Origin of the sequence: Helicobacter pylori, assembly GCF_014496965.1 — a bacterium.
Taxonomy (GTDB): Bacteria; Campylobacterota; Campylobacteria; order Campylobacterales; family Helicobacteraceae; genus Helicobacter; species Helicobacter pylori_CZ.
The window spans coordinates 1-25,635 of sequence record NZ_JACTCR010000006.1 but is presented as its reverse complement, the minus strand read 5'-3'; the positions used below and the strand labels follow the sequence as shown (position 1 = coordinate 25,635).

The following is a 25,635-nucleotide window of genomic DNA, read 5'->3' as shown; positions in this document are numbered from 1 at the left end:
ATCTATTTTACCTAAAAAAAGGCTTTTGAATTTTCTTAAAATTAAAACTTAATGTTAAAAAATCCCAAAATATGGATGACTAATAACGCGCTCAATCCCGCTAAAACCCCGGCCAAAGCGTCATCAGCCACCACCCCTAAACCCCCTTTAACTTTTTTGTCTATTTTGCCAATGAGTGAGGGCTTAGTGATATCATAGATCCTAAAAAAAATGAAACTCAAGATCACACCCGCTAACGATAGCCCACTAATCGCCATTGCAAGCCACATGCCCACTAATTCGTCTATCACAATGTGAGAGCTGTCATGCCTCTTAGTCTCTTCTTCTTCCTTGTCTATTTGAGCGATAGCGATAAGCCCAACAAAAATCGCCCCTAAAAACAAAGTGTTAGCCGAAAAAAATAAAATAGGTAAGCCTAATAACAACGCCACTAAACTCCCTATCGTTCCTGGAGCTTTTTTAGAATACCCGCTAAAAAAAAGGGTTAAAAAACACGCACGAAGACTAAATTTATCCAATCATTGCCTTAAATTCTTTCTAAAATCATGGCATTTTAGCATTTTATTTGCATTAAAAAGCGATTTTCTTAAACAATAAGGCTTAATTTTAAGCGCGTTTTAGTATGATAACTTTTAAATTCTCTCAAAAATTAAAGGTTAATTTTAATGTTGCTTTTCACTCCAGGCCCTGTAGCCATTAGCGAAGAGATGCGATCAAGCTTTTCTCAGCCAATGCCCCACCACCGCACCAAAGATTTTGAAAAGATTTTCCAAAGCGTTCGAGAAAATTTAAAAAAAATGACCGGTTTAGAAGAAGTTTTGCTTTTAAGCAGCAGCGGGACAGGGGCTATGGAAGCGAGCGTGATTTCCTTGTGCCAAAAAGAGTTGCTTTTTGTTAATGCGGGTAAGTTTGGCGAAAGGTTTGGCAAGATCGCTAAAGCTCATTCACTCAAAGCCCATGAATTAGTCTATGAATGGGACACACCGGCTCAAGTGGATGAAATATTAAACGCGCTTAAAGCCAACCCCAACGTTGATGCGTTTTGCATTCAAGCATGCGAGTCTAGTGGGGGGTTACGACACCCTGTAGAAAAAATCGCTCAAGCGATCAAAGAAACTAACCCGAATGTTTTTGTGATAGTAGATGCTATCACCGCTTTAGGGGTTGAGCCTTTAGAAATAACGCATGTGGATGCGCTCATTGGAGGGAGTCAAAAAGCGTTCATGTTGCCTCCTGCGATGAGCCTAGTCGCATTGAGCCAAAAGGCGATTGAATGCATAGAAGAACGCAATGTGGGGTTTTATTTCAATTTGAAGAGCGAATTGAAAAACCAAAGGAATAACACCACAAGCTACACCGCTCCTATTTTACACACTTTAGGGTTGCAGCGCTATTTTGAATTGGTGCGGAATTTAGGGGGCTTTGAAGTGCTCTATAAGGAGACTAAACGAGTCGCTTTAGCCACTCAAAAAGCCGTTTTAGCGCTCGGTTTAAAGATTTTCCCTAAAAGCCCGAGCTTGAGCATGACAACGATTGTTAGCGAGCATGCCAAAGAATTAAGAAACCTTTTAAAAGAAAAATACCAGGTGCAATTTGCGCCCGGTCAAGAGCCTTATAAAGATATACTCATTCGCATCAACCACATGGGGATCATTCCTGTTTATAAAAGCGCTTATGCTTTAAACGCCCTAGAATTAGCCTTAAACGATTTGGATTTAAGAAAATTTGACGGCATGGCGAATACAACCTTTTTGAAGCAATATTATGGAATTTAAGGATTACAATGCATTATTCTTATGAAACCTTTTTAAAAGACAGCCTAGAATTAGTAAAACAAGTGGAGCAAATTTGCGGTGCCCCAGAAGCCCTTGTGTGCGTGATGCGAGGGGGCATGACTTTAGCGCATTTTTTGAGTTTGCACTGGGATTTAAGGGAAGTTTATGGCATCAATGCGATTTCTTATGACACCACCAAGCAACAAAACGCCCTAAAAATTGAAAATATCCCCACGATCAAAGATCATTTAAAAACCATTTTGGTGGTAGATGAAATCGTAGATAGCGGTAATTCTTTAGAAGCAGTGCTTCAAGTGTTAGAAGAAAAACACCCTGATAAAAAGTTTTATAGCGCGAGTTTGTTCCAAAAGACAAGCGCGAAATACAAAGCCGATGCGTTTTTAAAAGACGCTCCTGAATGGATTGATTTCTTTTGGGAAGTGGATTTGAAAAACTTAAAAAGCCATTAACATGCAAATTAAAGAAAACAAACAACTCTGCCTGATCTCATTAGGTTGCTCTAAAAACCTGGTGGATTCAGAGGTGATGTTAGGCAAGCTTTATAATTACACGCTCACTGATGACGCTAAAAACGCTGATGTGATTTTGATCAACACTTGCGGTTTTATTGAAAGCGCTAAACAAGAGAGCATTCAAACCATTCTCAACGCCGCTAAAGACAAAAAAGAGGGAGCGATTTTGATTGCGAGCGGGTGCTTGAGCGAGCGCTATAAAGATGAAATCAAAGAGTTGATCCCTGAAGTGGATATTTTTACCGGCGTGGGGGATTATGACAAAATTGATATTTTAATCGCTAAAAAACAAAACCAGTTCAGCGAGCAAGTGTTTTTAAGCGAGCATTATAACGCGCGCATCATCACGGGATCGAGCGTGCATGCTTACGTTAAAATTTCTGAGGGCTGTAACCAAAAATGTTCTTTTTGCGCTATCCCTAGCTTTAAGGGGAAATTGCAAAGCAGGGAATTAGACTCCATTTTAAAAGAAGTGGAAGATCTAGCCCTTAAAGGCTATAAGGATATGACTTTTATCGCTCAAGATTCTAGCTCATTTTTATACGATAAGGGGCAAAAAGACGGCTTGATCCAGCTCATTAAGGCGATTGACAAGCAGCAAGCCTTAAAGAGCGCTCGTATTTTATACCTCTACCCCTCTAGCACCACTTTAGAGCTGATTGGCACAATTGAAGACTCGCCTATTTTTCAAAATTATTTTGACATGCCCATCCAGCATATCAGCGACTCCATGCTAAAAAAAATGCGGCGTAACTCCAGCCAAGCGCACCATTTAAAGCTTTTAAACGCCATGAAGCAGGTTAAAGAAAGCTTTATAAGAAGCACGATCATTGTAGGGCATCCAGAAGAAAATGAGGGCGAATTTGAAGAATTGAGCGCGTTTTTAGACGAGTTTCAGTTTGACAGATTGAATATTTTTGCTTTCAGCGCGGAAGAAAACACGCATGCCTATTCTTTGGAGAAAGTGCCTAAAAAAATCATTAACGCCCGCATTAAAGCCTTGAATAAAATCGCTTTAAAACACCAAAACCATTCTTTTAAGGCTTTGTTAAATAAGCCCATTAAGGCGTTAGTGGAACATAAAGAGGGCGAGTATTTTTACAAAGCAAGGGATCTCAGGTGGGCGCCTGAAGTGGATGGGGAAATTTTAATCAATGACAGTGCCTTAACCACCCCTTTACAACCCGGGCATTACACGATTGTGCCTAGCGCGTTTAAAGACAATATCTTACTCGCTAAGGTTTTAAGCCCTTTTTAAAAGTTAGCCATAAGGCTGAAAGCGCGTCTAGAGCGCACCTTGAGCGTGGGGGTTTGCGTTTTTTTTTTGTTAAAATGCGCAAGAAAAATCCGCTTGAGGCATGCAAAAATGAAAGACATTTATCTTGGCGTAGAAAAGAACATTAAAGATCTTCAAAATATCTTCAAAAACGCTGATGACAAAGATGAAAAACTGAAGCGATTCAACCAAGAAGCGTTGGAGGTGTTTCAACAATTAGAATCTAAAAGTTTAAAAGAGCTTGAAAGTTTAAAAAATAATGAAGAGTGGGAAAATTTTACCATTGCTTTTTATGGGGAAACCGGTGCGGGGAAATCAACCCTCATTGAATGTTTGAGGATGTTTTTTAAAGAACAAAGCAAAGTGGATCAACAAGAACGATTCAAGCGGCTTTATTCCAATTACCAAAACAACTATCAAAATGATGAACGCAAAAAACAAGCTATTTTAAACGAACTTCATTCATTGCAAGATGGAGCGATTATAGGCGATGGGAGGAGCGATTTCACTTTAGAAACGCAATCTTATCCTTTCCAATACAACCATCAAAATTTTGTTTTGCTGGATGTGCCAGGGATAGAAGGCAGCGAAAAAAAGTGATTGATCAGATTTCTAACGCAACGCAAAAAGCCCATGCTATTTTTTATGTTACCAAAACGCCTAATCCTCCGCAAAAAGGAGAAGAAGGGAAAAGGGGAACGATTGAAAAAATCCAAAAATAGCTTGATTCGCAAACAGAGGTATGGACGATTTTCAACAAACCGATTAATAGCCCAAGAGCCTTAAAAGATGAACTTGTTAATGAAAGCGAAAAAGAAAGTTTAAAAATTTTAAATAAAGAGATGAAAAACATTTTAGGCGAACACTACATGGGCTATAAAGCAGTGAGCGCTCAAGCGGCTTTTTATGGCCTCTCACAGGCTTTGATCCCAGAGACTGATTTTGATAAAAAGAAACAAAAATTTTTAAAAGATTTTAAAGCAGAAGAATTATTGTATCAATCCCATTTCAAACTATTAGCAAAATTTATCAGCGAAGAGCTTCTTAAAAACTCGCGCGCCAAAATCATTCAATCAAACTGCAATAAAGCCTTAAAAGTGGTAGAAAAATTGCAAAAAGCGATCGCAATCACGATTGACAGACAGATAGATCCAACTATCAAAGAAATAAAGGATAAGCAAAAAGAAACTTACTCCAACCTAGATCATTCTAGGGATGAATTCGTATCCAATTTGAACAATTCAGTATTCAAAGAAATAGAGCGATTCAAATCTGACTTGAGAGAAGAAATGTATGAGCATATTGACAGAGGCATTGAAAATAAGGAATGTGAAGAAATTTTTGAAAATGAGCGCAAACAAAGAACTGAAAAATTGCGTGAAAACATAAAAAAGCGGTTTGAACAAGATGGGGAACAATTCCGCAAAGACTTGCAAAAAGATGCCGAACAATTTGAAGAGAGGATTAAAAATTCTCTAGTAATGTTAAACCGCATCAACACCGATAGTGGTTTTAGTCTCATTTTCAATACTCATAGCGGTATTAATAAAATAGGCTTATTTGCTTCAATAGGGGGTTTGATTCTGCTTTTAGCGACGCCATTAGGTGGGATTGCACTAGCTGCAGGAATAATTTTAGGAGCAATTGGGATATTTAAATCAGTGTGGAGTTTTTTTGATTCAGACTATAAAAAATCCCAACAAAGAAAAGAAGTGGATAAGAATTTAGATAAATTTTGTGGAATAATTGAAGAGAGAGTGAGAAACCAAATTGAAGATGCCAAAAAAGGCATATGTGAAAAGGTTGAAAACATAAAGATCAGGCTTAACAATCCCGTTGTTTGTTATGAGCGCATGAGGGAAGGACTGATAAAAGCTGGTGAGAGCTTATGGCAAATATCTAACAACATCAAAACAAGGATCGCACAATGAATGAAACTTTAAAACAATTTAAAGAAAATCAAAAGAGGAATCAAGAAAATCTTAAAAAATTGCTTGATTTTGTCAAGGCCGGTGAAGAATACGGCATCAAGGTTGAAGAGTCTCTCAAAGACAAGATCCATAATGCGATGGAAAATGTTGCCGGTCAAAAACTTAAAGTGGCTTTAGTGGGAGGTTTTTCTTGCGGGAAAACCTCCATAGCGGCAGCTTGGATCGAGCGGCTAGACAAGAGCATGAAGATAGATCACAAAGAATCCAGCGATGAAGTTAAAATCTATAATATAGACGATGAAATTGAGCTGGTTGACACCCCGGGACTATTTGGGTTTAAAGTGAAAGAACACGATAGCGGCAAAATAGAACGCTATAAAGATATTACAAAAAAATATATCAGCGAAGCCCATCTCATTTTATACGCGCTCAACCCGTCAAACCCTATCAAAGAAAGCCATAAGGACGATTTGAACTGGTTGTTCAGGACGCTCAATCTTTTATCCAGGACGATTTTTGTCATCAGCCGTTTTGATGAAGAAGCGGATATTGAAGATGAAGAAGATTACAACAAAAGGTTTGAAATCAAAAAAGAAAACATTCAAAACCGACTGAATGATCTCATTTCTTTAAGCGAAAAAGAAAAAGAGAATCTGAGCATTGTCGCTGTGGCTGCTAATCCTTTTGATTTGGGGGTGGAACATTGGCTAAAGCATAAAGAAGAGTTTCAAAAGCTCTCACACATCAAAGCCTTGCAAGACGCAACTCAAAAAAAGATTAAAGAAAATGGCGGGAAATCAACCATCATAGAAGAAGCTAAAAAAAGCGTCATTCAAGATGTGGTCTATAGGCAAATGCCGCCCGCAAAACAAGCGTTGCAAGATATTAATAGAGAAATGGAATACTTGAATAAAATGATTGAAAAAAGGCGAAAGGATATTCAAGATCTAAACGGAGAAATTTCTCAAGCCCGCATTCATTTAAGAGAATTTATAACGAGGTATTTCAGCGATCTCATCCTTCAACTTTCTGGCACTAGCCTAGAAACCTTTAATGATTTTGTTACAAGAGAAATAGGCGATAAAGGTATCAATATAGAAACAAAAGTCCAAAATGAATTTGAAAGGCAAACGCAAGGGATTGTAAATGAAATTTCTAAAATTGAAACTGGTTTTAACGCCGATATGAGTTTTTTTGAAAAGCATGCCGGAGCATTGGGGAAAATTGGAATCAATCTTTTAAAACAAAGCGGTTTTATCAATGCAACTAACATCAAACTGACTAGAAACACAATAGCGGCTGTGGGAAAATTTGTGGGCCTAGATTTGGCTTTCAAATTCAAACCATGGGGCGCTATAAAATTCGCAAGCAATGTGAATAAAGCTATGCCGCTTATCGGTTTTGCTTTTGAAGCATGGGATTCTTGGAACAAATATCAAAAAGAGCAAGCGCTTGAAGAAGCTAAAGAAAAAATGAAATCCAATTTTGACAATCAAAAAAAGAAATCTTAGATCTCATCAATGATGAAAAAACCTTCAAGGAAAAATGTTTCCCGAGCGCGTTGGAACTGGAAGAATCGCTCCAAAAAATCAAAGAAGCGATTGAAAAAACGCAAGAGTATGATCAAGAATTTGAAAAATGGATTAAAGCCGGCCAAGATTTGATCAAGGGCGAAGATTTCATAGATGTTGAGCCTGAAGAGGAATGAACTGAATTTATGTTAAAATTTCAAAAACGCATCAAAAAGGCTTTTTGGCTAGGCTTGAAACGGACTAAGCCAACAAGCGGTATTTTAAATCTTTCAATAAGGAAAGGCGATGTTTTCTAAAATTTGCTCATCTTTTAAGCTTGCCAACGCATTCAAAGGCTTTATATGCAAACGCATTTCAAGCCCTGGGCAAAGCACTCGCATTACCACAATGGTTTTGGGTATCAAAGACGCTCTTGAGGGCGAAAACGATCCATCAAACAAGGCGGGCAAGACTTTGGATTTGGTAGTGAAATTTAAGAAAGAGCACCCGCAAGATTTTGACGAATTGTTTGAAATTTTAAAAGAACTCATCCAAGAATACGAGCAAAATCCTGATGAGATCAAGCAAAACCTCAAAGAAATCTTAAAATAAGACAAGGCATGAACCACCTTTTAATCCTTTATAACCCTTACTACCAACAAGATGTCATCCAACAACATTTAAGCGTTTTGCAGGAAAAATCCCAAGTGGGTTTTGGTAAAATCCGATCAAAGCTCAACGATCAAGAAAAGCACGACTCTTTAGAAGAGATTTACAAAGCCACCAATGAAAAAAATTTTTTGCAGCTTTTTTTGACCGATTACGCTAATTTATTTGTCGCTAAGGTGATAAAGGTTTCTAAAAATATTGATGAGGGTTTGATCCCTAGCTATTATAAAGAAAAAAATTTGGAAGTGGAAGACTTTTTTATTATCAGCGATTTAAGGGAATTAGTCAGGGAAGACTTTAGCCTTTTAAGGGATCAGTTTTTAGCCAATTTCATCGCGTCCAACAACCACACTTACGCCATTTATGGGAATAATTATGCCTATCCTTTGCCGGTGAGGTTGAAAGAAGAGCGTTCTTATTTTTTAGGCGATGAAAAACATTATTTGAGCGTGTATAAAAGCAAAGAATATTTAATCATGCAAGAAAATTTCATGCGTTTTGTTTTTGGCAAAAGGCTTTTTTACCTCTTACACCCTGACAGCATCAATAACATTATTCATGCAGAATTAGAGCCTTTGCAAAGCGAAAACGATCTTTTGAATGATTTTACAAGCATCATCGTCAAATACTCCAAAACTTTAGAATACGAAATTTATCTTTTCGCTAAAAAAGTCCTTTTAAAGGCGTGCACAAAAGATCCTAATCTTTATGATTTAGATTATAAAGTCCAAGGAAAATCTTTGATACTTGAAGATTTTTTCACTCAAAAGCCCAATCTTGGGAGCGTTAAATTTTTACTCAGACACGAAAAAATCCAATACCATTTAGAAGAAAACTTAAACCGATTCATCAATTATCCTTTTTCAAAAAGCCTTACTCTCATTCAAGATATTCGCAATGAAGCCGTCCATGAAAAAGCCCCAGGTTTGCATGAAGTAGAAAAACTCAGGAATGAAATTTTAGGCATAGAAGGTATGAGCTTGTTGAAAAGCATTCTGACTCGCAAGGAAGTTGTATGAAAGAATGCTAAATCTATGCTTAATGCCGATTTGATAGCGCGAGATTTTAAAACCTATTTAGAGCCTTTAAGAGAGGAGAAAAATTTATTAGGTTTTTCAGGCGGGTTGGATTCTACTTGCTTGTTTCATCTTTTAGTTGAAGAAAATATCGCTTTTGACATCGCTTTAGTGGATTACAACACGCAAAAACAACGCCTTGAAATCATCCAACACGCTCAAAAACTCGCCCAAGCGCACTATAAAAAATGCTACATCCATTACGCCCCAAAGATTGAGCGCAATTTTGAAATGCAAGCGAGAAAGATCCGTTATGATTTTTTTGAAACTTTGATCAAAGAGCATTCTTACAAGCATTTGATTTTAGCGCACCACTTGAATGACAGACTGGAATGGTTTTTGATGCAATTAAGCAAAGGAGCCGGGCTAAACACGCTTTTAAGCTTTCAAGCTTATGAAAAAAGAGGGTTTTATGCGATCGTTCGCCCCTTGCTCTACACCCCTAAAGAAACCCTTAAAACGCTCGCTAAAGATCGGGAATTTTTTGAAGATGATTCTAATTCTTCTTTAAAATTCAAACGCAATTTTTTCAGGAAAAATTACGCTAACTCCTTGATGCAACATTATTCTAAGGGCATTATCCAAAGTTTTAAGTTTTTGGATAAAGAAAAAGAGCGGCTTTATTCTTTAACACCCATTTCACAAATGCATGGGATCACTTTTTTTAAGTATTCGCAAAATGCGCTTTTTATGGTGGATAAAATCTTAAAGCAAAAGGGGTATGTGTTGAGCTTTTCTCAAAAAGAAGAAATCAAACGCCATTTTTTTAGCCTAGAAATCGCTCAAAAATTCATCATTGAAAAGGATAAAGAGCATGCGTTTATCGCCCTTAAACCCCAAAAAACTTTAAGCATGCCAAAGGATTTTAAAGATAAAGCCAGGAGATTGAATATCCCTAAACGCTTACGGCCTGTTTTATACGCAGAGTTTTTAAAACAACCAACGCATGATTTTTTAACCCGTTTCAAACAGAGTTTAACAGATCTTTAAAAGAGCTTCATTTTAATCAAGCGATAAGTTTTTAAAGCGCTTTTTAACCTTGATTGTGTCAAAATACAGCAAAAAACTTTGATATGAGAGCGAATGGACTTTAAGAATAAAAAATGGCTTTTTCTAGCCCCTCTAGCAGGCTATACGGATTTGCCTTTTAGAAGCGTGGTGAAAAAATTTGGCGTGGATGTTACTACAAGCGAAATGGTGAGCTCGCATTCGTTGGTGTATGCGTTTGATAAAACTTCTAAAATGTTAGAAAAATCCCCTTTAGAAGATCATTTCATGGCACAAATTTCAGGCTCTAAAGAAAGCGTCGTTAAAGAAGCGGTGGAGAAAATCAACGCTTTAGATCATGTGAGTGGGATTGATTTTAATTGCGGTTGTCCTGCTCCTAAAGTGGCTAATCATGGTAACGGGAGTGGATTGTTAAAGGATTTAAACCACTTAGTGAAACTCTTAAAAGTGATTAGAGAAAACACCAATAAAAAAATCACAAGCGTGAAAGTGCGTTTAGGCTTTGAAAAAAAAATCCCCAAAGAAATCGCTCATGCCTTAAATGACGCACCGGTGGATTATGTGGTGGTGCATGGGAGGACACGAAGCGACAAATACCAAAAAGACAAAATAGATTATGAAAGCATCGCTTTAATGAAAAAGATTTTAAAAAAGCCTGTGATAGCCAATGGCGAAATTGACAGCGTGAAAAAAGCCTTTGAAGTCTTACAAATCACGCAAGCGGATGGGCTAATGATAGGGCGAGCGGCCTTAAGAGCCCCATGGATATTCTGGCAAATCAGAAACAACACCACAAAATTGCCCGCAGTCGTGAAAAAAGACCTGGTTTTAGAACATTTTGATAAAATGGTGGAGTTTTATGGGGATAGGGGGGTGATCATGTTTAGGAAAAATTTGCACGCTTACGCTAAGGGCGAAATGCAAGCGAGCGCGTTTCGCAACTGCGTCAATACCCTTACAGAAATAAAGAGCATGCGAGAGAGTATAGAGGAATTTTTTAATCAAGAAATGTTGCAAAGTGAAGTGCCATTATGGGTAGAATTGAATCAAAAAAGCGTTTGAAAGCGCTTATTTTTTTAGCCAGTTTGGGGGTTTTGTGGGGCAATGCCGCTGAAAAAACGCCTTTTTTTAAAACAAAAAACCACGTTTATTTGGGTTTTAGGCTAGGCACAGGGGCTAATACGCGCACAAGCATGTGGCAACAAGCCTATAAAGACAACCCCACTTGCCCTAGCAGCGTGTGTTATGGCGAGAAACTAGAAGCCCATTATAAGGGGGGTAAAAATTTGTCTTATACCGGGCAAATAGGCGATGAAATAGCTTTTGATAAATACCATATTTTAGGCTTAAGGGTGTGGGGGGATATAGAATACGCTAAAGCGCAATTAGGCCAAAAAGTGGGGGGTAACACCCTTTTATCCCAAGCGAATTATGACCCAAGCGCGATTAAAACCTACGATCCTACTTCAAACACTCAAGGCCCTTTAGTTTTGCAAAAAACCCCAAGCCCCCAAGATTTCCTTTTTAATAACGGGCATTTCATGGCGTTTGGTTTGAACGTGAACGTGTTTGTCAATCTCCCTATAGACACCCTTTTAAAACTCGCTTTAAAAACGGAAAAAATGCTGTTTTTTAAAATAGGCGTGTTTGGTGGGGGTGGGGTGGAATACGCAATCTTATGGAGTCCTCAATATCAAAACCAAAACACCCATCAAGACGATAAATTTTTTGCAGCGGGTGGGGGGTTTTTTGTGAATTTTGGAGGCTCTTTGTATATAGGCAAGCATAACCGCTTCAATGTGGGGTTAAAAATCCCTTATTACAGCTTGAGCGCGCAAAGTTGGAAAAACTTCGGCGCTAGCAATGTGTGGCAGCAACAAACGATCCGACAAAACTTCAGCGTTTTTAGGAATAAAGAAGTTTTTGTCAGCTATGCGTTCTTGTTTTAGTGTGGCTTCACTCCCATTAAATGTTGATGATAAAATTCAAAAGATGGTTTCATTTATTACAAAAATCAACGCTTCAAAGATAAATAGGTTAAAATACTCCAAAATCTTTTTTTTTTTTTTTTTGAAATCCAATCAATTTATAGTAAAATTAGGTTCATTGTAAATATATTATCACTTCATGATATTCTTACAACAAAAACATTACTTTAAGGAACATTTTATGAAAAAACGATTTTTACTCTCTCTCTCTCTCGCTTGTGGCATCATCGCTCCATGCTGAAGACAACGGCTTTTTTGTGGGCGTGGGCTATCAAATCGGTGAAGCGGTGCAAATGGTCAAAAACACCGGCGAATTGAAAAATTTGAACGACAAATACGAGCAATTGAGCCAGTATTTGAATCAAGTGGCTTCGTTGAAGCAAAGCATTCAAAACGCCAACAACATTGAGCTGGTCAATAGCTCTTTAAACGATTTGAAAAGCTTTACCAACAACAACTATAACAGCACCACCCAATCGCCCATCTTCAACGCCGTGCAAGCCGTTATCACTTCGGTATTGGGTTTTTGGAGTCTTTATGCGGGGAATTATCTCACTTTTTTTGTGGGTAATAAAGATACTAAACAACCCGCTAATGTCCAAGGTAACCCTCCTTTTTCAACGATTATTAGCAACTGCTCAGGAATTGAAAACTGCGCTATGGATCAAACCACTTACGACAAGATGAAAAAACTCGCTGAAGCACTCCAAGCAGCCCAAACAAACGCTGCCACTAAAGCGAACAATCTTTGCGCTTTATCCGGATGCGCCACAACAGAAGGTTCAAACACGCCAAGCTCAACCGTAAGCAGCGCTCTTGAAACCGCGCAACAGCTTATGGATTTAATCGCAAACACTAAGACGGCTATGATGTGGAAAAATATCGTCATCAGTGGCGTTTCAAACGCACCCGGCGCTATCACATCCACTAATTACCCAACACAATACGCGGTGTTTAACAACATCAAGGCGATGATACCCATTTTGCAACAAGCGGTTACGCTTTCTCAAAGTAACCACACCCTATCTGCTAGCTTGCAAGCTCAAGCTACAGGATCTCAAACAAACCCTGAATTCGCTAAAGACATCTACAATCTCGCTCAAAACCAAAAGCAAGTCATCTCTTACGCTCAAGATATTTTCAACCTCTTTAATTCCATCCCTAAAGAGCAGTATCAATATCTAGAGAAAGCTTATTTGAAAATACCCAATGCGGGTCAAACTCCTACTAACCCTTACAGACAAGAGGTGAATTTAAACCAAGAAGTTCAGACGATTCAAAACAATGTGAGCTATTATGGCAATCGGATTGATTCGGCTTTAAGCGTGGCTAAAGATGTTTATAACCTAAAATCCAATCAAGCAAACATTGTAACAGCCTATAGCAACGCTAATAATCTAAGCCAAGAGATTTCTAAACTCCCCTATAACCAAGTCAATACAAAAGACATTATCACACTGCCTTACGATCAAAACGCTCCGGCAGCGGGCCAATACAACTACCAAATCAACCCAGAGCAGCAATCCAATCTTTCTCAAGCTTTAGCGGCGATGAGCAATAACCCCTTTAAAAAAGTGGGCATGATCAGCTCTCAAAACAATAACGGCGCTTTGAACGGGCTTGGCGTGCAAGTGGGCTATAAGCAATTCTTTGGCGAAAGCAAAAGATGGGGATTAAGGTATTATGGCTTCTTTGATTACAACCACGGCTATATCAAATCCAGCTTTTTTAATTCGTCTTCTGATATATGGACTTATGGCGGTGGGAGCGATTTGTTAGTGAATATTATCAACGATAGTATCACAAGAAAGAACAACAAGCTCTCAGTAGGTCTTTTTGGAGGTATCCAACTAGCAGGGACTACATGGCTTAATTCTCAATACGTGAATTTAACCGCGTTCAATAACCCTTACAGCGCGAAAGTCAATACTTCTAATTTCCAATTTTTGTTCAATCTCGGTTTGAGGACCAATCTCGCTACAGCTAAGAAAAAAGACAGCGAACGTTCCGCGCAACATGGCATTGAACTAGGCATTAAAATCCCCACCATTAACACCAATTACTATTCTTTTCTAGGCACTCAATTGCAATACAGAAGGCTCTATAGCGTGTATCTCAATTATGTGTTTGCTTACTGAATGGTTTAAACCCTCTTTTTTAAGGGGGTTTAGAAAAATCGCAACATCAAAGCTTTTATCGTTGGTGATAAAATCTACAAAACTAACGGCGCGACAACAAACCCTAACGCCACGCTCAAAAACACGACTAAAACCCCAGGGATCAAAAACGCATGATCAAACACATAACGGCCCATTTTAGTGGTGCCGGTGTTATCCATAGCGATCGCTCCTAGTAAAGTGGGGTAAGTGGGTAACACAAACAACGCCGAAACGCTCGCAAACGAAGCCACGATAATATACAAATGCTCGGTATGGTTAGCGCTAATGCCTAAGGCTGTGATCACGCTTGGGATGAGCGCTTTAGAGGTGGCAGCCTGCGAATACAAAAGCATGGAAGCCAAAAAGAGCGCTACGGCTAATAAAAACGGGTAATCAGCGATCAAAAACGAAGCGTATCGCTTGATTTCATCTATATGATTGCTCACAAAAGTATCGCCTAGCCATGCCACGCCCAACACGCACACGCACGCTTGCATGCCGGATTTAAACACGCTTGAATGGGCGATTTCATTAGCGTTGATCTTACAAAAAAGCGCAATGAGAGTCGCCACGCTCAGCATGAAAGACACGATCGCTTGATCTCTGCCTAAAACCACCGGGCTAATCAAAGCGATATTTTTAGAAATCGCGCTCGCGTAAAAAACGATCGCTACAACCCCACCGATAAAAATCCATAACGATAATTTCGCGCTTTTTGAGGTTTCTTTTTCTTTTTTCATCATAGGGGGCGAAATTTTGCCCGCTTTCAAGCGTTCTAAATAATTCGGGTCGCTGTCTAACTTTAAATCAGTAAAACCCATAATAAACGCCGTGAGCATGCATGCTAAAAAAGTCGTAGGAATCCAAACCATTAAAAGGGTGAGATAATTTGCCCCTAAAGGCTCTAAAATACCGCTCATAAACACCACCGCTGCGCTCACCGGGCTTGCAGTAATAGCGACTTGACTAGAAACAACCGCTAAGCTTAAAGGCGCTTTGGGCTTGATGTTTTGGCTCTGGCTCACTTCCACAATCACTGGGATCAAAGAAAAAACCGTATGCCCGGTGCCGGCTAGTATCGTTAAAAAATACGCCACGCTTGGGGCGAGGTAGTTGATTTGCTTGGGGTGTTTCCTTAAAATTTTTTCAGCGATTTGGACTAAATAATCTAAGCCCCCCGCTTTTTGCATGGCACTTATAGCGCTAATGACTGCCATGATGATTAAAATCACATCAAAAGGGATTTTGCCGGGATTTAACCCCAAAAATAAGCAAAGCACAAGCACGCCCAAGCCCCCCGCATAGCCTACTCCCAAGCCCCCTAGCCTTGCCCCTAAAAAAAGCGAAAAAAGTAACACTGCAATTTGAAAAAAGGCATCCACCATTAACCCTTTTTAAATTTATTTTAACAACGATTCACTATACTATAAAATCTTTTAAATTTCAAAAGGTAGTCTATAATGAGAATGTTTTTGAAATTTTTGATTCTTTTACTTTGTTTGAAGGGGCAAGTTATGGCTCAAAATTTACCCACCATTGCTTTATTAGCGACAGGGGGGACGATTGCAGGGAGTGGCGTTGATGCGAGCTTGGGTAGTTATAAGAGCGGTGAATTGGGTGTCAAAGAGCTTCTTAAAGCTATCCCTAGTCTTAACAGACTCGCTCGCATTCAAGGGGAGCAGGTTTCTAACATCGGCTCACAAGACATGAATGAAGAAATATGGTTCAAGCTCGCTAAACGCGCCCAAGAGTTGCTAGACGATAGCCGTATTCAAGGCGTGGTCATCACGCATGGCACAGACACTTTAGAAGAGAGCGCGTATTTTTTAAACTTGGTTTTACACTCCACAAAACCGGTGGTGTTAGTGGGGGCGATGCGTAACGCTGCTTCTTTGAGCGCGGATGGCGCTTTGAATTTATATAATGCTGTGAGCGTAGCGGTTAATGAAAAAAGCGCGAATAAGGGCGTGTTGGTGGTGATGGACGATAATATTTTTAGCGCTAGAGAAGCGATTAAAACGCACACCACCCACACTTCCACCTTTAAAGCTTTAAACAGCGGCGCGATAGGGAGCGTGTATTATGGCAAGGTGCGTTATTACATGCAACCTTTAAGAAAACACACCATAGAGAGCGAATTTTCTCTTTTAGAGCTAAAAACCCCCTTACCTAAAGTGGATATTATTTACACGCATGCTGGCATGACCCCCGATTTATTCCAAGCGAGCCTAAACTCGCATGCAAAAGGCGTTGTGATAGCTGGGGTGGGTAACGGGAATGTGAGCGCTGGGTTTTTAAAAGCGATGCAAGAAGCGAGCCAAATGGGGGTGGTTATCGTTCGTTCTAGCAGGGTAGGTAGCGGTGAGATTACTTCAGGTGAGATTGATGACAAAGCTTATGGCTTTATCACAAGCGATAACTTAAACCCTCAAAAAGCTAGGGTGCTTTTACAACTCGCTTTAACCAAAACGAATGATAAGGCAAAAATCCAAGAAATGTTTGAAGAGTATTAAACGATTCTATTAGATCACCCGATTATCAAAGATAGTTGGGTGATTTGGTTTATTTTGTTTTTGACTTTATTTTCATCAAATAACTATCAAAATAGATTTGATGAAGCTCCCCCTATTTTAAAAAGGAGATTTTTCAATAAGCAAACACATAATTGAGATACACGCTATAGAGCCTTCTGTATTGCAATTGAGTGCCTAGAAAAGAATAGTAATTGGTGTTAATGGTGGGGATTTTAATGCCTAGTTCAATGCCATGTTGCGCGGAACGTTCGCTGTCTTTTTTCTTAGCTGTAGCGAGATTGGTCCTCAAACCGAGATTGAACAAAAATTGGAAATTAGAAGTATTGACTTTCGCGCTGTAAGGGTTATTGAACGCGGTTAAATTCACGTATTGAGAATTAAGCCATGTAGTCCCTGCTAGTTGGATACCTCCAAAAAGACCTACTGAGAGCTTGTTGTTCTTTCTTGTGATACTATCGTTGATAATATTCACTAACAAATCGCTCCCACCGCCATAAGTCCATATATCAGAAGACGAATTAAAAAAGCTGGATTTGATATAGCCGTGGTTGTAATCAAAGAAGCCATAATACCTTAATCCCCATCTTTTGCTTTCGCCAAAGAATTGCTTATAGCCCACTTGCACGCCAAGCCCGTTCAAAGCGCCGTTATTGTTTTGAGAGCTGATCATGCCCACTTTTTTAAAGGGGTTATTGCTCATCGCCGCTAAAGCTTGATTAAGATTGGATTGCTGCTCTGGGTTGATTTGGTATTGATCCGCTGTAGAATCTTTAGGCGACATAACGATGTTTGTTACATTGACCTTATTATAGGGGAGTTTAGAAATCTCTTCGCTCAAATTCTTAGCGTTGTTATAGGCGGTTACGATCTCTGTTTGATTGGATTTTAAATTATAAACATCTTTAGCCACGCTTAAAGCCGAATCAATCCGATTGCCATAATAGCTCACATTGTTTTGAACCGCATTGATTTCTTTATTCAAATTCACATTCTGTCTGTAAGGGTTAGTAGGCGTTTTACCCAAATGTGGCACTTTCAAGTAAGCGTTCTCCAAATACTTAAGTTGGTCTTTAGGGATGGAATTAAAGAGATTGAAGATATTTGAAGCGTTAGAAAGGATTTGCTTTTGGTTTTGAGCTAAAGCGTAAATGTCTTTAGCAAATTCACGATTTTTTTGAGATCCCATAGCTTGAGCTTGCAAGTTAGTAGATAGGGTGTGGTTGCTCTGAGTTAGTTTGAGCGCTTGTTGCAAGATAGGTAGCATCGCCTTGATGTTGTTAAACACCGCATAGTCGGTTACAGGACCAGTGGATGTGATAGCACCAGCACCACCGAATCTGTTTGAAACACCTGCGATGATTATATTTTTCCACACCATAGAAACCTTGGCTTGTTCAATTAAATCCATAAGCTGTTGCGCGGTTTCAAGAGCTGTAGTTATGGAAGTTTTGTTTCCACTTGATTGATTGCTAGAGCATTCTGATAAAGCACAGAGATTGCCTTGAGCTTTTTGGAGATTTTCGGCAAGTGTTTTCATTTTATCATAAGTTTCTCGGCTCATAAAACATTTTTGTAATCCTGTGCAGTTCCCATCTCGATTGATTCTTGTAAGAGGAGAATTAGATCCATCATTCAAATTGTTCACAAAAAAACTGAGAGCGTTCCCTGCATAAAGACTCCAAAAAGCCAATACTGAAGTGATAACGGCTTGCGTGGTGTTGTAGATGGGCGATGTTTCTTTGTTTGTGTGGTTGTTACTCGCAAAGCTTTTTAAATCGCTTAAAGCATTGTTGACAGCCTGAATGTTGTTCGCCGTTTGAATGCTTTGCTTCAACGAAGCCACTTGATTTAAATATTGGCTTAATTGCTCGTATTTGTCGTTCAAGTTTTTCAATTCACCGGTGTTTTTGACCATTTGCACCGCTTCGCCGATCTGATAGCCCGCGCCCACAAAAAAGCCGTTGTCTTCAGCGTGCAAGAGCGATGAAGCGAGAGAGAGAGAGAGAGTAAAAATCGTTTTTTCATAAAATGTTCCTTAAAGTAATTTTTTTGTTGCTAAAATATTCTAAAATGATAATAGATTTACAACTGATTGGATTTTACCATAGATTTATTGGATTTCAAAAAAAAAAAAAAAAAAAAAAAAAAAAAAAAAGGATTTTGGGGTATTTTAATCTATTTATCTTTAAAGCGTTGATTTTTGAAACAATAAAACCATCTTTTGAATTTTATAAGCAATACTTAATGAGAACAGAATTTTGATAACGCTTAACAGAACGCATTTGTCCCAAACGCCACAAAGCGTTTAGGATTTCTGCTTAAAGGGTTTGAAGCTTTGATAGAAAAGTGGTGTGGTTTAAGCTTTAGTGCTTATCGCTGTGATCTTCATCATGGTGGTCATGGTCTTTATCGTCATGATCTTTGTCATGTTTTTTGCCATGCTTCTTGCCATGCTTATCGTGTTTGTGCTTTTTCCCATGCTTGCATGATCTCAACCCAAAATCATCATCCATGTCTTCCATATTGCCTTTTTTAAGCGCTTCTTTAATGGCTTTTTGGCGGGCTTCAAAATCCGCCACGGTCATTTTGTCTGTGTTTTTAGTCGCATATTCATGCAATTGTTTATGGAACGCCTTTCTCTTGTCTTCAGGCATCTTTTCCATGCGCTTTTTCAACTCTTTTGTGTAATCCACAATATCCTGCGGAGCGACAACGCCAGCCATTTTAGCCAAATCTTCATCGCTTGTTTTGCTGAAATCTTTGGCGTTCAAAGCCACAAATAACAACGCGCTAACAGAAAGTATTTTCAACGCTTTTTTCATTTTTTATCCTTTTAAATTAAATTTTGTCTCACTTAGGAGAACAATGTTCGTCTTTTTTCTTAACAGCCCTACACCAAACTTTTCTCGTATCGCCGCTGCAAACGCTCACATTAAGCCCTTTTGCCTTAATTTCTTCATCGCTCAAACCTTTGGTTTTTTCTTCTAATTCCTTACGGACTTCTTCACGCATTTTTTTGAAATCTTCTTCGCTCATTTTGGAAAGATTCTTCCTAGCGATCCGGCTGAAATTCGCGCGGAATTTCTTAGCGTCTTCAGCTTTTAAAGCTTTAAGGCGTTTAGACACTTCCATGCGATAATCAATCGCTTCATTAGAAGGCAGAGTTCCTGCTAATTTTAAAAGTTCCTCGTTTTTGAGTTGCGAAAAATCCCTAGCGCCTAAAACCTGTAATCCAAGCAAAGCTAACAGGCAAAAAGCCAAACTCCTTCTCATTCCCAATTCCTTGTTGTCTAAATTTTTGCCGCATGACGACAGCAAATATCAATATTTTAGCATGTCAATTTTAATCCATTATCAAAAAACTAAAAGTATCAAAATGGTATTTTGGTTATTATCTGTTCTCATTTAATCTTATTTATAGCGATCATAAAGGTCGTTTTAAACCCTAAAATTTTAAAATATCGTTTTTGAATTTTTAATGGTAGCGCTATGGTTTTGGCTTATTTTGAGTGAAAGGATTTTGAATAAAAATGTTTGTGATTTTTGCAAAAGGCTATAGTTTAGCGATTTCTTTGTGCGCGGCTGTGGGGGCGCAATCCTTGTTTATTATAGAGCGAGGCATGGCTAGGAATTATGTGTTTTTGATTTGCGCTCTGTGTTTTATGTGCGATATAGTGTTAATGAGCATGGGCGTGTTTGGCGTGGGGGCTTATTTTGCTAAAAACCTTTATTTGAGTTTGTTTTTGAATTTATTTGGAGCGGCTTTTACTGGATTTTACGCTTTTTTAGCGTTTAGAACCCTTTTTCAAACCTTTAAAAAAAAGCAAGTTCAAACCCCTAAAAAATTATCCTTAAAAAAGACCTTATTATTCACTTTAGGCGTTACTTTACTCAACCCTCAAGTGTATTTGGAAATGGTGTTTTTAATTGGCGCGAGCGCTTTGTCTTTTGATTTAGTGCAAAAATTTGTCTTTCTAGCCGGCACTTTATCGGCTGCCTTTTCTTGGCTTTTATTGTTATGCACTTTATCGTTGCGTTATGGCTCTAAACTTTTAAACAACCAAAAAATCTTTATGGGCGTGAATCTCTTTGTAACCGCTATCATGGGAACGCTTAGTGTTACTTTATTTAGGGATTTTTTAGCGCTATTGAGTAAAACCTAAAAAGGGGCTAGTTTTAAGTCATTTTGCATTACAATACTCCTAAATGAGTTTTAAGGATTACAATCAATATGCAAGTTTTAGCGTTAAAATACCGCCCCAAACATTTTAGCGAGCTAGTCGGTCAAGAGAGCGTGGCTAAAACGCTTTCTTTAGCCCTAGACAACCAGCGTTTGGCTAACGCTTATTTATTCAGCGGGTTAAGAGGTTCAGGCAAAACCAGCTCTTCTAGGATTTTTGCTAGGGCTTTAATGTGTGAAGAAGGGCCAAAAGCCGTGCCTTGCGATACTTGCACCCAATGCCAGAGCGCTTTAAACAACCACCATATAGATATTATAGAAATGGACGGAGCGTCTAATAGGGGGATTGATGATGTCCGTAATCTCATAGAGCAAACGCGCTACAAACCAAGCTTTGGGCGCTATAAAATCTTTATCATTGATGAAGTGCATATGTTCACCACTGAAGCGTTTAACGCGCTTTTAAAGACTTTAGAAGAGCCTCCTAGCCATGTGAAATTCCTTTTAGCGACAACGGACGCCTTGAAATTGCCCGCTACCATACTCAGCCGTACCCAGCATTTCAGGTTTAAAAAAATCCCTGAAAATTCCGTTATTTCTCATTTAAAAACCATTTTAGAAAAAGAACAGGTGAGTTATGAAAGTAGCGCGTTAGAAAAACTGGCTCACAGCGGGCAAGGGAGTTTGAGGGACACGATCACTCTTTTAGAGCAAGCCATCAATTATTGCGATAACGCTATCACAGAAAGCAAAGTGGCTGAAATGTTAGGGGCGATTGATAGGAGCGTTTTAGAAGATTTTTTTCAAAGCCTAATCAACCAAGATGAAGCGCGATTGCAAGAGCGTTATGCCATTTTAGAAAATTATGAAACCGAGGGCGTTTTAGAAGAAATGATGCTTTTTTTGAAAGCGAAATTATTAAGCCCTGATACTTATTCCATCCTTTTGATAGAGCGCTTTTTTAAAATCATTATGAGCAGTCTCAGCCTTTTAAAAGAAGGGGCAAATGCTAGTTTTGTGCTGTTGTTATTGAAAATGAAATTCAAAGAAGCTTTGAAACTCAAAGCCCTAGATGATGCGATTTTGGAATTAGAGCAAACCAAAGAAAGCGTTTTAAAACCCATAAATCAAAACGCTAACGCCCCTAAACAAGAACCCAAAAGTATAGAAAGAATAGAGGGAGCAGAAAAAAAAGAGAATACAGAAATCCCGCAAACTCCCATGCTTTCAGCTAAAGATCGCATTTTTCACAACCTTTTCAAACAAGTTCAAACATTGGTTTATGAGCGCAATTACGAATTAGGGGCGGTGTTTGAAAAAAATATCCGTTTCATTGATTTTGACAGCCAGACTAAAACCTTGACTTGGGAGTCTTTAGCCGCTGATAAGGATAAAGAGCTTTTAAGAGAACGATTTAAAATCGTGAAAAGTATCGTTGATGGGGTTTTTGGCAAGGGCGAAAGCATCAAAATCGCTTTAAAACATCATTTGGAAAATAAAAACGCTCCAGAAGAAACTAAAGAGTTTAAAGATTTTAAAATCTCTTCTTTAAGGGAAAAAATCTTACCCAAACCAACCACCGAAACGACGGCTGAAATGCAAGAAAACGATACTAAAGAAGCGGTTGGAAAAGCGCTTCAAACGAAAGAAAACGAAACTAAAGAGGTTCAAGAAAAAGAAACTAAAGAAAACGACACTAAAGAGACTAAAGAAGCCCAACCCAAAGAAGCCCCAACAGCGTTGCAAGAATTTATGGCTAACCACTCTGAGCTGATTGAAGAGATTAAGAGCGAGTTTGAAATCAAAAGCGTGGAATTGTTATGAGAGCGCATTTAGACGAGTTAGACAAAGTGGCTTCTGCAATTTTAAAAGATGATTTTAAGGGGGTGGTGCTTTTAAAAGGCGTTGTGGGGAGCGGTAAAACGACTTTGGTTCAAGCGTGCTTGAAACACTTGGGTTTAGACATTCAAGCGACTTCGCCCACCTTTAGCCTGATGCATGCTTATAGCGAGAGCGTGTTCCATTATGATTTTTACATGCACGATTTAGAGGCTTGCTTGGAGCTTGGCATGTTAGAGTGCTTGTTGGAAAAGGGGATCCATTTTGTGGAATGGGGCGATGAAAAATTAGAAAAAATTTTAAAAAAATACGATTTAGCTATTAAGGTTGTGGAAATTAAAACCGAATTAACCAGCCGTTTTTATACAATAAAGATCGTTTAAAGGGTCGTTTGAATGGATATTTTAAAAGCAGAGCATTTAAACAAACAGATTAAAAAGACCAAAATCGTTTCAGATGTTTCTTTAGAAGTGAAAAGCGGCGAAGTGGTGGGGCTTTTAGGGCCTAATGGAGCGGGTAAAACCACCACCTTTTATATGATATGCGGGCTTTTAGAGCCTAGTGGGGGGAGCGTTTATTTAAACGATGTGAATTTAGCTAAATACCCCTTACACAAGCGTTCTAACTTAGGCATAGGCTACCTGCCCCAAGAATCCAGCATTTTTAAAGAATTGAGCGTGGAAGAGAATCTAGCCCTAGCAGGGGAGAGCACTTTTAAAAACTCTAAAGAGAGCGAAGAAAAAATGGAAAGCTTGCTAGACGCTTTTAATATCCAAGCCATAAGAGAGCGCAAGGGCATGAGCTTGAGTGGGGGAGAAAGAAGGCGCGTAGAAATCGCTAGGGCTTTAATGAAAAACCCTAAATTCGTGCTATTAGATGAGCCTTTTGCGGGCGTGGATCCGATTGCGGTGATTGACATTCAAAGAATCATTGAAAGCTTGATTGGATTAAGCATCGGCGTGCTAATCACTGATCACAATGTGCGAGAGACTTTGAGCGTGTGCCACAGGGCGTATGTGATTAAAAGCGGCACGCTTTTAGCGAGCGGGAACGCTAATGAGATTTATGAAAACGCTTTGGTGCGTAAGTATTATTTAGGGGAAAATTTTAAGGTGTGAATATGGCGACCTTACGCGCAAACCTTAGCCCTAAAAACAAACTAAACGCTACTTTGAAAGGGTGGCTACCCATTTTACAAAGCGAACTTGAAGATTTAGAAGAAGTGTTGAAACAAAACGCTTTAGATAACCCCTTAATCAAAATTGAAAACAAACGCATCAAAAATTTTAGCGATCGTTTTAGCACTAAAAAGAGCAGCGATCATTTAGAAAATTGCGCAACCGCTTCTAAAAGCCTTTTTGAAACCTTAGAAGCTCAAATCATTCCCCCTCTCTTTCCCACTGAAACCTCTCAAAAAATCGCTATGGATATTATCAGCGGGCTGGATAGTGAAGGGTATTTTGAAGAAAACATTGAAGAAAGGGCTAAAATTTTAGGGGTAGAGAGCGGAATTTATGAAAAAGTGCGCAAGCGTTTTAGTTACCTTAATCCCGCTGGCATTGGCGCTAAAGACGTGAAAGAGAGCTTTTTATTCCAGTTAGAGAGTAGGGAATTAGACAATAACGAGCTTTATGAAGAAGCGCGAAAGATCATTTTAAATTTAGAAAAACACCATGAATTTTCTAAAGATTTTTATTATGAAAAGGCTTTAAAGATTTTAAAATCCTTTAAAAACCCCCCAGCCATTGAGTTTTTAGAAAAAGAAATAGAAGTCATTCCTGAGCTTTTTATTTTAGAAGTGGATAATGAAATGATTGTGCGTTTGAACGATGAGAGCTATCCGACGATCAGTTTAGAAGAAAATCGCTTTAAAGATAGCGATTATTTGAAAGAAAAATTGAAAGAAGCCAAAGATTTGATTGACGCGTTAAATTTGAGGAAAGCCACGATTTATAAAATCGGTCTGATGCTTTTAGAGTATCAATACGATTTTTTTAAGGGTAAGGAATTACGCCCTTTAAAATTACTGGATTTAGCCAATGAATTTAACCACTCTGTAAGCACGATTTCAAGGGCCATTTCTAATAAATATTTGGCATGCGAAAGGGGGGTTTTCCCCATTAAGCATTTCTTTAGCATCGCCTTAGACAATAGCGAGACTTCAAACGCTGTGATTAAAGACTATCTTTTAGAATTGATTAAAAACGAGGACAAAAAAGAGCCTTTGAGCGACGCTAAGATTTTAGAACTCATTGAAGAAAAATTCCATTTGAAAATGGTAAGAAGAACGATCACCAAATACCGTCAACTGCTCAACATCGCTTCTTCAAGCGAAAGGAAAAAACTCTATTTGATGCGCGCTTGAAAAATATGGTTTTGGTTATTCTTATTTAATACCATTTGCCCTTGTATGCGTGTGAGTTCAAACTCTTGGGATACTTTGGCGAGTTGGTATAAGCTTTCTGTATTGCGCGTGTCTAAAGCCTTAATGTAAGCCTCTTTTTGTTCTTTAGTGATCACAAATGGCACTAAATTTTGCTCTAAAGCGCTATAAAAGATTAGAATTCTGCCCACCCTACCATTACCATCGCTAAAAGGGTGTATCCTTTCAAACAAAACGTGTTGTTCTAAAATGGCTTTTAGTTTTTCTTCTTTATCTTGTAAGGTCTTCATCTTATAATTGAGGTTATCGCACCATTCTTTCATAGCCATAGGCGCTTGAAAATGGGGGGTCGTTTCAAAACTAGATCCTAAAATGGTATTATCAGTCGTTTTGAAAGCCCCCTTATTAGGGAGTAAAAAATTCATTAAAATCCCATGCAACTCCCTTATAAAAAAACTATCAACGCTTTGTCCTTTATTCAGGTTTTCTAACAGAAAGAAGAGCATGTTTTGATAGTTTTTCACTTCAAAGAAAGCTCTTTGGGGCATTTCTCTAGGAATGTATTCGGTGGTTAAAATACTTATGGTTTCAGCAAGGCTCAAAGGATTGTTTTCAATAGCGGTGCTATGATGAGCCATACGAATGGGTGAATTACCCAACCGCTAAAGCGATTGGGCTTTTTCTTGCTTCATAGCTCCATAACTAGCTAGATCTAATATGTTGCCATATTGAGAACTAACCCCGTTAGAGGAAGCTCCACAAGCTTTGATACG

At 38.7% G+C, this 25,635-nt stretch carries 21 protein-coding genes and 2 pseudogenes; 17 read left to right on the top strand and 6 right to left on the bottom strand.

Translation table 11 applies throughout. The annotated features are described in order from the left end of the window. Window positions 1-41 precede the first annotated feature (41 nt). Window positions 42-518 carry a phosphatidylglycerophosphatase A family protein gene (locus H7O61_RS03385; RefSeq protein ID WP_120861920.1) on the bottom strand — a complete coding sequence of 159 codons (477 nt, stop codon included), beginning with the start codon at window positions 516-518 and terminating at the stop codon, window positions 42-44. Window positions 519-665: 147 nt separating this feature from the next. Here H7O61_RS03385 and H7O61_RS03380 point away from each other — a divergent pair, with 147 nt between their 5' ends. From H7O61_RS03380 to sabA (H7O61_RS03330), 11 genes and pseudogenes are all read left to right on the top strand, one after another. Next, window positions 666-1,775: a pyridoxal-phosphate-dependent aminotransferase family protein gene (locus tag H7O61_RS03380; RefSeq protein ID WP_187875137.1), complete on the top strand. Its 1,110-nt coding sequence runs from the start codon at window positions 666-668 to the stop codon at window positions 1,773-1,775. 8 nt (window positions 1,776-1,783) lie between these two features. Then, window positions 1,784-2,245: a phosphoribosyltransferase gene (locus tag H7O61_RS03375; RefSeq protein WP_187875136.1), complete on the top strand. Its 462-nt coding sequence runs from the start codon at window positions 1,784-1,786 to the stop codon at window positions 2,243-2,245. Window position 2,246: 1 nt separating this feature from the next. Further along, window positions 2,247-3,566, top strand: coding sequence for a 30S ribosomal protein S12 methylthiotransferase RimO (gene rimO, locus H7O61_RS03370; protein WP_187875135.1), 1,320 nt, complete (start codon window positions 2,247-2,249; stop codon window positions 3,564-3,566). Between the two features lie 108 nt (window positions 3,567-3,674). Beyond that, a pseudogene (locus H7O61_RS03365) lies at window positions 3,675-5,515 on the top strand (GTPase family protein). Continuing rightward, window positions 5,512-7,223: pseudogene (locus H7O61_RS03360) on the top strand (LeoA/HP0731 family dynamin-like GTPase). Before H7O61_RS03365 ends, H7O61_RS03360 begins: the two co-directional pseudogenes overlap by 4 nt. A 163-nt stretch (window positions 7,224-7,386) precedes the next feature. Further along, window positions 7,387-7,638 carry a hypothetical protein gene (locus H7O61_RS03355; RefSeq protein WP_241870084.1) on the top strand — a complete coding sequence of 84 codons (252 nt, stop codon included), beginning with the start codon at window positions 7,387-7,389 and terminating at the stop codon, window positions 7,636-7,638. Window positions 7,639-7,646: 8 nt separating this feature from the next. Next, window positions 7,647-8,714 (top strand): HP0729 family protein, encoded by a 1,068-nt coding sequence (locus tag H7O61_RS03350; RefSeq protein WP_187875133.1) that lies wholly within the window; start codon window positions 7,647-7,649, stop codon window positions 8,712-8,714. Window positions 8,715-8,729: 15 nt separating this feature from the next. Further along, entirely contained in the window at window positions 8,730-9,761 is a 1,032-nt protein-coding gene (gene tilS / locus H7O61_RS03345; protein WP_187875132.1) for a tRNA lysidine(34) synthetase TilS, read from the top strand. A gap of 93 nt (window positions 9,762-9,854) precedes the next feature. Then, a complete protein-coding gene (locus tag H7O61_RS03340; protein WP_108288971.1) occupies window positions 9,855-10,841 on the top strand; it encodes a tRNA dihydrouridine synthase in 987 nt (328 codons plus the stop codon). Beyond that, the gene (locus tag H7O61_RS03335) at window positions 10,811-11,728 is read left to right on the top strand and encodes an outer membrane beta-barrel protein (RefSeq protein WP_187875131.1); all 918 of its coding nucleotides are present in this window, start codon (window positions 10,811-10,813) and stop codon (window positions 11,726-11,728) included. Before H7O61_RS03340 ends, H7O61_RS03335 begins: the two co-directional genes overlap by 31 nt. 257 nt (window positions 11,729-11,985) lie before the next feature. Beyond that, window positions 11,986-13,905, top strand: coding sequence for a Hop family adhesin SabA/HopD (sabA, locus tag H7O61_RS03330; protein ID WP_414736107.1), 1,920 nt, complete (start codon window positions 11,986-11,988; stop codon window positions 13,903-13,905). A 74-nt stretch (window positions 13,906-13,979) separates the two neighbouring features. On the opposite strand, the gene H7O61_RS03325 is transcribed toward sabA (H7O61_RS03330), so the two are convergent. Then, window positions 13,980-15,311 carry an anaerobic C4-dicarboxylate transporter gene (locus H7O61_RS03325; RefSeq protein WP_187875130.1) on the bottom strand — a complete coding sequence of 444 codons (1,332 nt, stop codon included), beginning with the start codon at window positions 15,309-15,311 and terminating at the stop codon, window positions 13,980-13,982. Between the two features lie 75 nt (window positions 15,312-15,386). On the opposite strand from H7O61_RS03325, the gene H7O61_RS03320 reads away from it, so the two are divergent. Beyond that, window positions 15,387-16,439 (top strand): type II asparaginase, encoded by a 1,053-nt coding sequence (locus H7O61_RS03320; protein WP_187875129.1) that lies wholly within the window; start codon window positions 15,387-15,389, stop codon window positions 16,437-16,439. Window positions 16,440-16,572: 133 nt separating this feature from the next. On the opposite strand, the gene sabA (H7O61_RS03315) is transcribed toward H7O61_RS03320, so the two are convergent. From sabA (H7O61_RS03315) to H7O61_RS03305, 3 genes are all read right to left on the bottom strand, one after another. Next, the gene (gene sabA, locus H7O61_RS03315; protein ID WP_231623821.1) at window positions 16,573-18,438 is read right to left on the bottom strand and encodes a Hop family adhesin SabA/HopD; all 1,866 of its coding nucleotides are present in this window, start codon (window positions 18,436-18,438) and stop codon (window positions 16,573-16,575) included. Between the two features lie 385 nt (window positions 18,439-18,823). Then, window positions 18,824-19,282 (bottom strand): sialic acid-binding protein, encoded by a 459-nt coding sequence (locus H7O61_RS03310; protein ID WP_041051396.1) that lies wholly within the window; start codon window positions 19,280-19,282, stop codon window positions 18,824-18,826. A gap of 28 nt (window positions 19,283-19,310) precedes the next feature. Continuing rightward, complete coding sequence (locus H7O61_RS03305; RefSeq protein WP_078257017.1) at window positions 19,311-19,733, bottom strand: DUF1104 domain-containing protein; 423 nt, start codon at window positions 19,731-19,733, stop codon at window positions 19,311-19,313. Between the two features lie 257 nt (window positions 19,734-19,990). Between H7O61_RS03305 and H7O61_RS03300 the strand changes: the two genes are divergently transcribed. The 5 genes from H7O61_RS03300 (at window position 19,991) to H7O61_RS03280 (ending at window position 24,844) form a co-directional block, all read left to right on the top strand. Then, entirely contained in the window at window positions 19,991-20,623 is a 633-nt protein-coding gene (locus tag H7O61_RS03300) for a LysE family transporter (RefSeq protein ID WP_187875128.1), read from the top strand. Between the two features lie 68 nt (window positions 20,624-20,691). Continuing rightward, window positions 20,692-22,464, top strand: a complete 1,773-nt coding sequence (locus tag H7O61_RS03295) for a DNA polymerase III subunit gamma/tau (RefSeq protein ID WP_187875127.1) — start codon at window positions 20,692-20,694, stop codon at window positions 22,462-22,464. Further along, window positions 22,461-22,862: a tRNA (adenosine(37)-N6)-threonylcarbamoyltransferase complex ATPase subunit type 1 TsaE gene (gene tsaE, locus H7O61_RS03290; RefSeq protein ID WP_187875126.1), complete on the top strand. Its 402-nt coding sequence runs from the start codon at window positions 22,461-22,463 to the stop codon at window positions 22,860-22,862. The genes H7O61_RS03295 and tsaE overlap by 4 nt, the downstream gene beginning before the upstream one ends. Window positions 22,863-22,874: 12 nt before the next feature. Next, entirely contained in the window at window positions 22,875-23,597 is a 723-nt protein-coding gene (gene lptB, locus H7O61_RS03285) for an LPS export ABC transporter ATP-binding protein (protein ID WP_187875125.1), read from the top strand. Between the two features lie 2 nt (window positions 23,598-23,599). Next, window positions 23,600-24,844, top strand: coding sequence for an RNA polymerase factor sigma-54 (locus tag H7O61_RS03280; RefSeq protein WP_187875124.1), 1,245 nt, complete (start codon window positions 23,600-23,602; stop codon window positions 24,842-24,844). On the opposite strand, the gene H7O61_RS03275 is transcribed toward H7O61_RS03280, so the two are convergent. Then, window positions 24,826-25,500 (bottom strand): Fic family protein, encoded by a 675-nt coding sequence (locus H7O61_RS03275; RefSeq protein ID WP_187875123.1) that lies wholly within the window; start codon window positions 25,498-25,500, stop codon window positions 24,826-24,828. The genes H7O61_RS03280 and H7O61_RS03275 overlap by 19 nt on opposite strands. Window positions 25,501-25,635 lie beyond the last annotated feature (135 nt).

Coding starts and splice junctions, on each gene's coding strand:
- H7O61_RS03380 (WP_187875137.1), top strand. CDS start 666: ATGTTGCTTTTCACTCCAGGCCCTGTAGCCATTAGCGAAGAGATGCGA.
- H7O61_RS03375 (WP_187875136.1), top strand. CDS start 1,784: ATGCATTATTCTTATGAAACCTTTTTAAAAGACAGCCTAGAATTAGTA.
- rimO (WP_187875135.1), top strand. CDS start 2,247: ATGCAAATTAAAGAAAACAAACAACTCTGCCTGATCTCATTAGGTTGC.
- H7O61_RS03350 (WP_187875133.1), top strand. CDS start 7,647: ATGAACCACCTTTTAATCCTTTATAACCCTTACTACCAACAAGATGTC.
- tilS (WP_187875132.1), top strand. CDS start 8,730: ATGCTTAATGCCGATTTGATAGCGCGAGATTTTAAAACCTATTTAGAG.
- H7O61_RS03340 (WP_108288971.1), top strand. CDS start 9,855: ATGGACTTTAAGAATAAAAAATGGCTTTTTCTAGCCCCTCTAGCAGGC.
- H7O61_RS03335 (WP_187875131.1), top strand. CDS start 10,811: ATGGGTAGAATTGAATCAAAAAAGCGTTTGAAAGCGCTTATTTTTTTA.
- H7O61_RS03325 (WP_187875130.1), bottom strand. CDS start 15,311: ATGGTGGATGCCTTTTTTCAAATTGCAGTGTTACTTTTTTCGCTTTTT.
- H7O61_RS03320 (WP_187875129.1), top strand. CDS start 15,387: ATGAGAATGTTTTTGAAATTTTTGATTCTTTTACTTTGTTTGAAGGGG.
- H7O61_RS03310 (WP_041051396.1), bottom strand. CDS start 19,282: ATGAAAAAAGCGTTGAAAATACTTTCTGTTAGCGCGTTGTTATTTGTG.
- H7O61_RS03305 (WP_078257017.1), bottom strand. CDS start 19,733: ATGAGAAGGAGTTTGGCTTTTTGCCTGTTAGCTTTGCTTGGATTACAG.
- H7O61_RS03300 (WP_187875128.1), top strand. CDS start 19,991: ATGTTTGTGATTTTTGCAAAAGGCTATAGTTTAGCGATTTCTTTGTGC.
- H7O61_RS03295 (WP_187875127.1), top strand. CDS start 20,692: ATGCAAGTTTTAGCGTTAAAATACCGCCCCAAACATTTTAGCGAGCTA.
- tsaE (WP_187875126.1), top strand. CDS start 22,461: ATGAGAGCGCATTTAGACGAGTTAGACAAAGTGGCTTCTGCAATTTTA.
- lptB (WP_187875125.1), top strand. CDS start 22,875: ATGGATATTTTAAAAGCAGAGCATTTAAACAAACAGATTAAAAAGACC.
- H7O61_RS03280 (WP_187875124.1), top strand. CDS start 23,600: ATGGCGACCTTACGCGCAAACCTTAGCCCTAAAAACAAACTAAACGCT.
- H7O61_RS03275 (WP_187875123.1), bottom strand. CDS start 25,500: ATGGCTCATCATAGCACCGCTATTGAAAACAATCCTTTGAGCCTTGCT.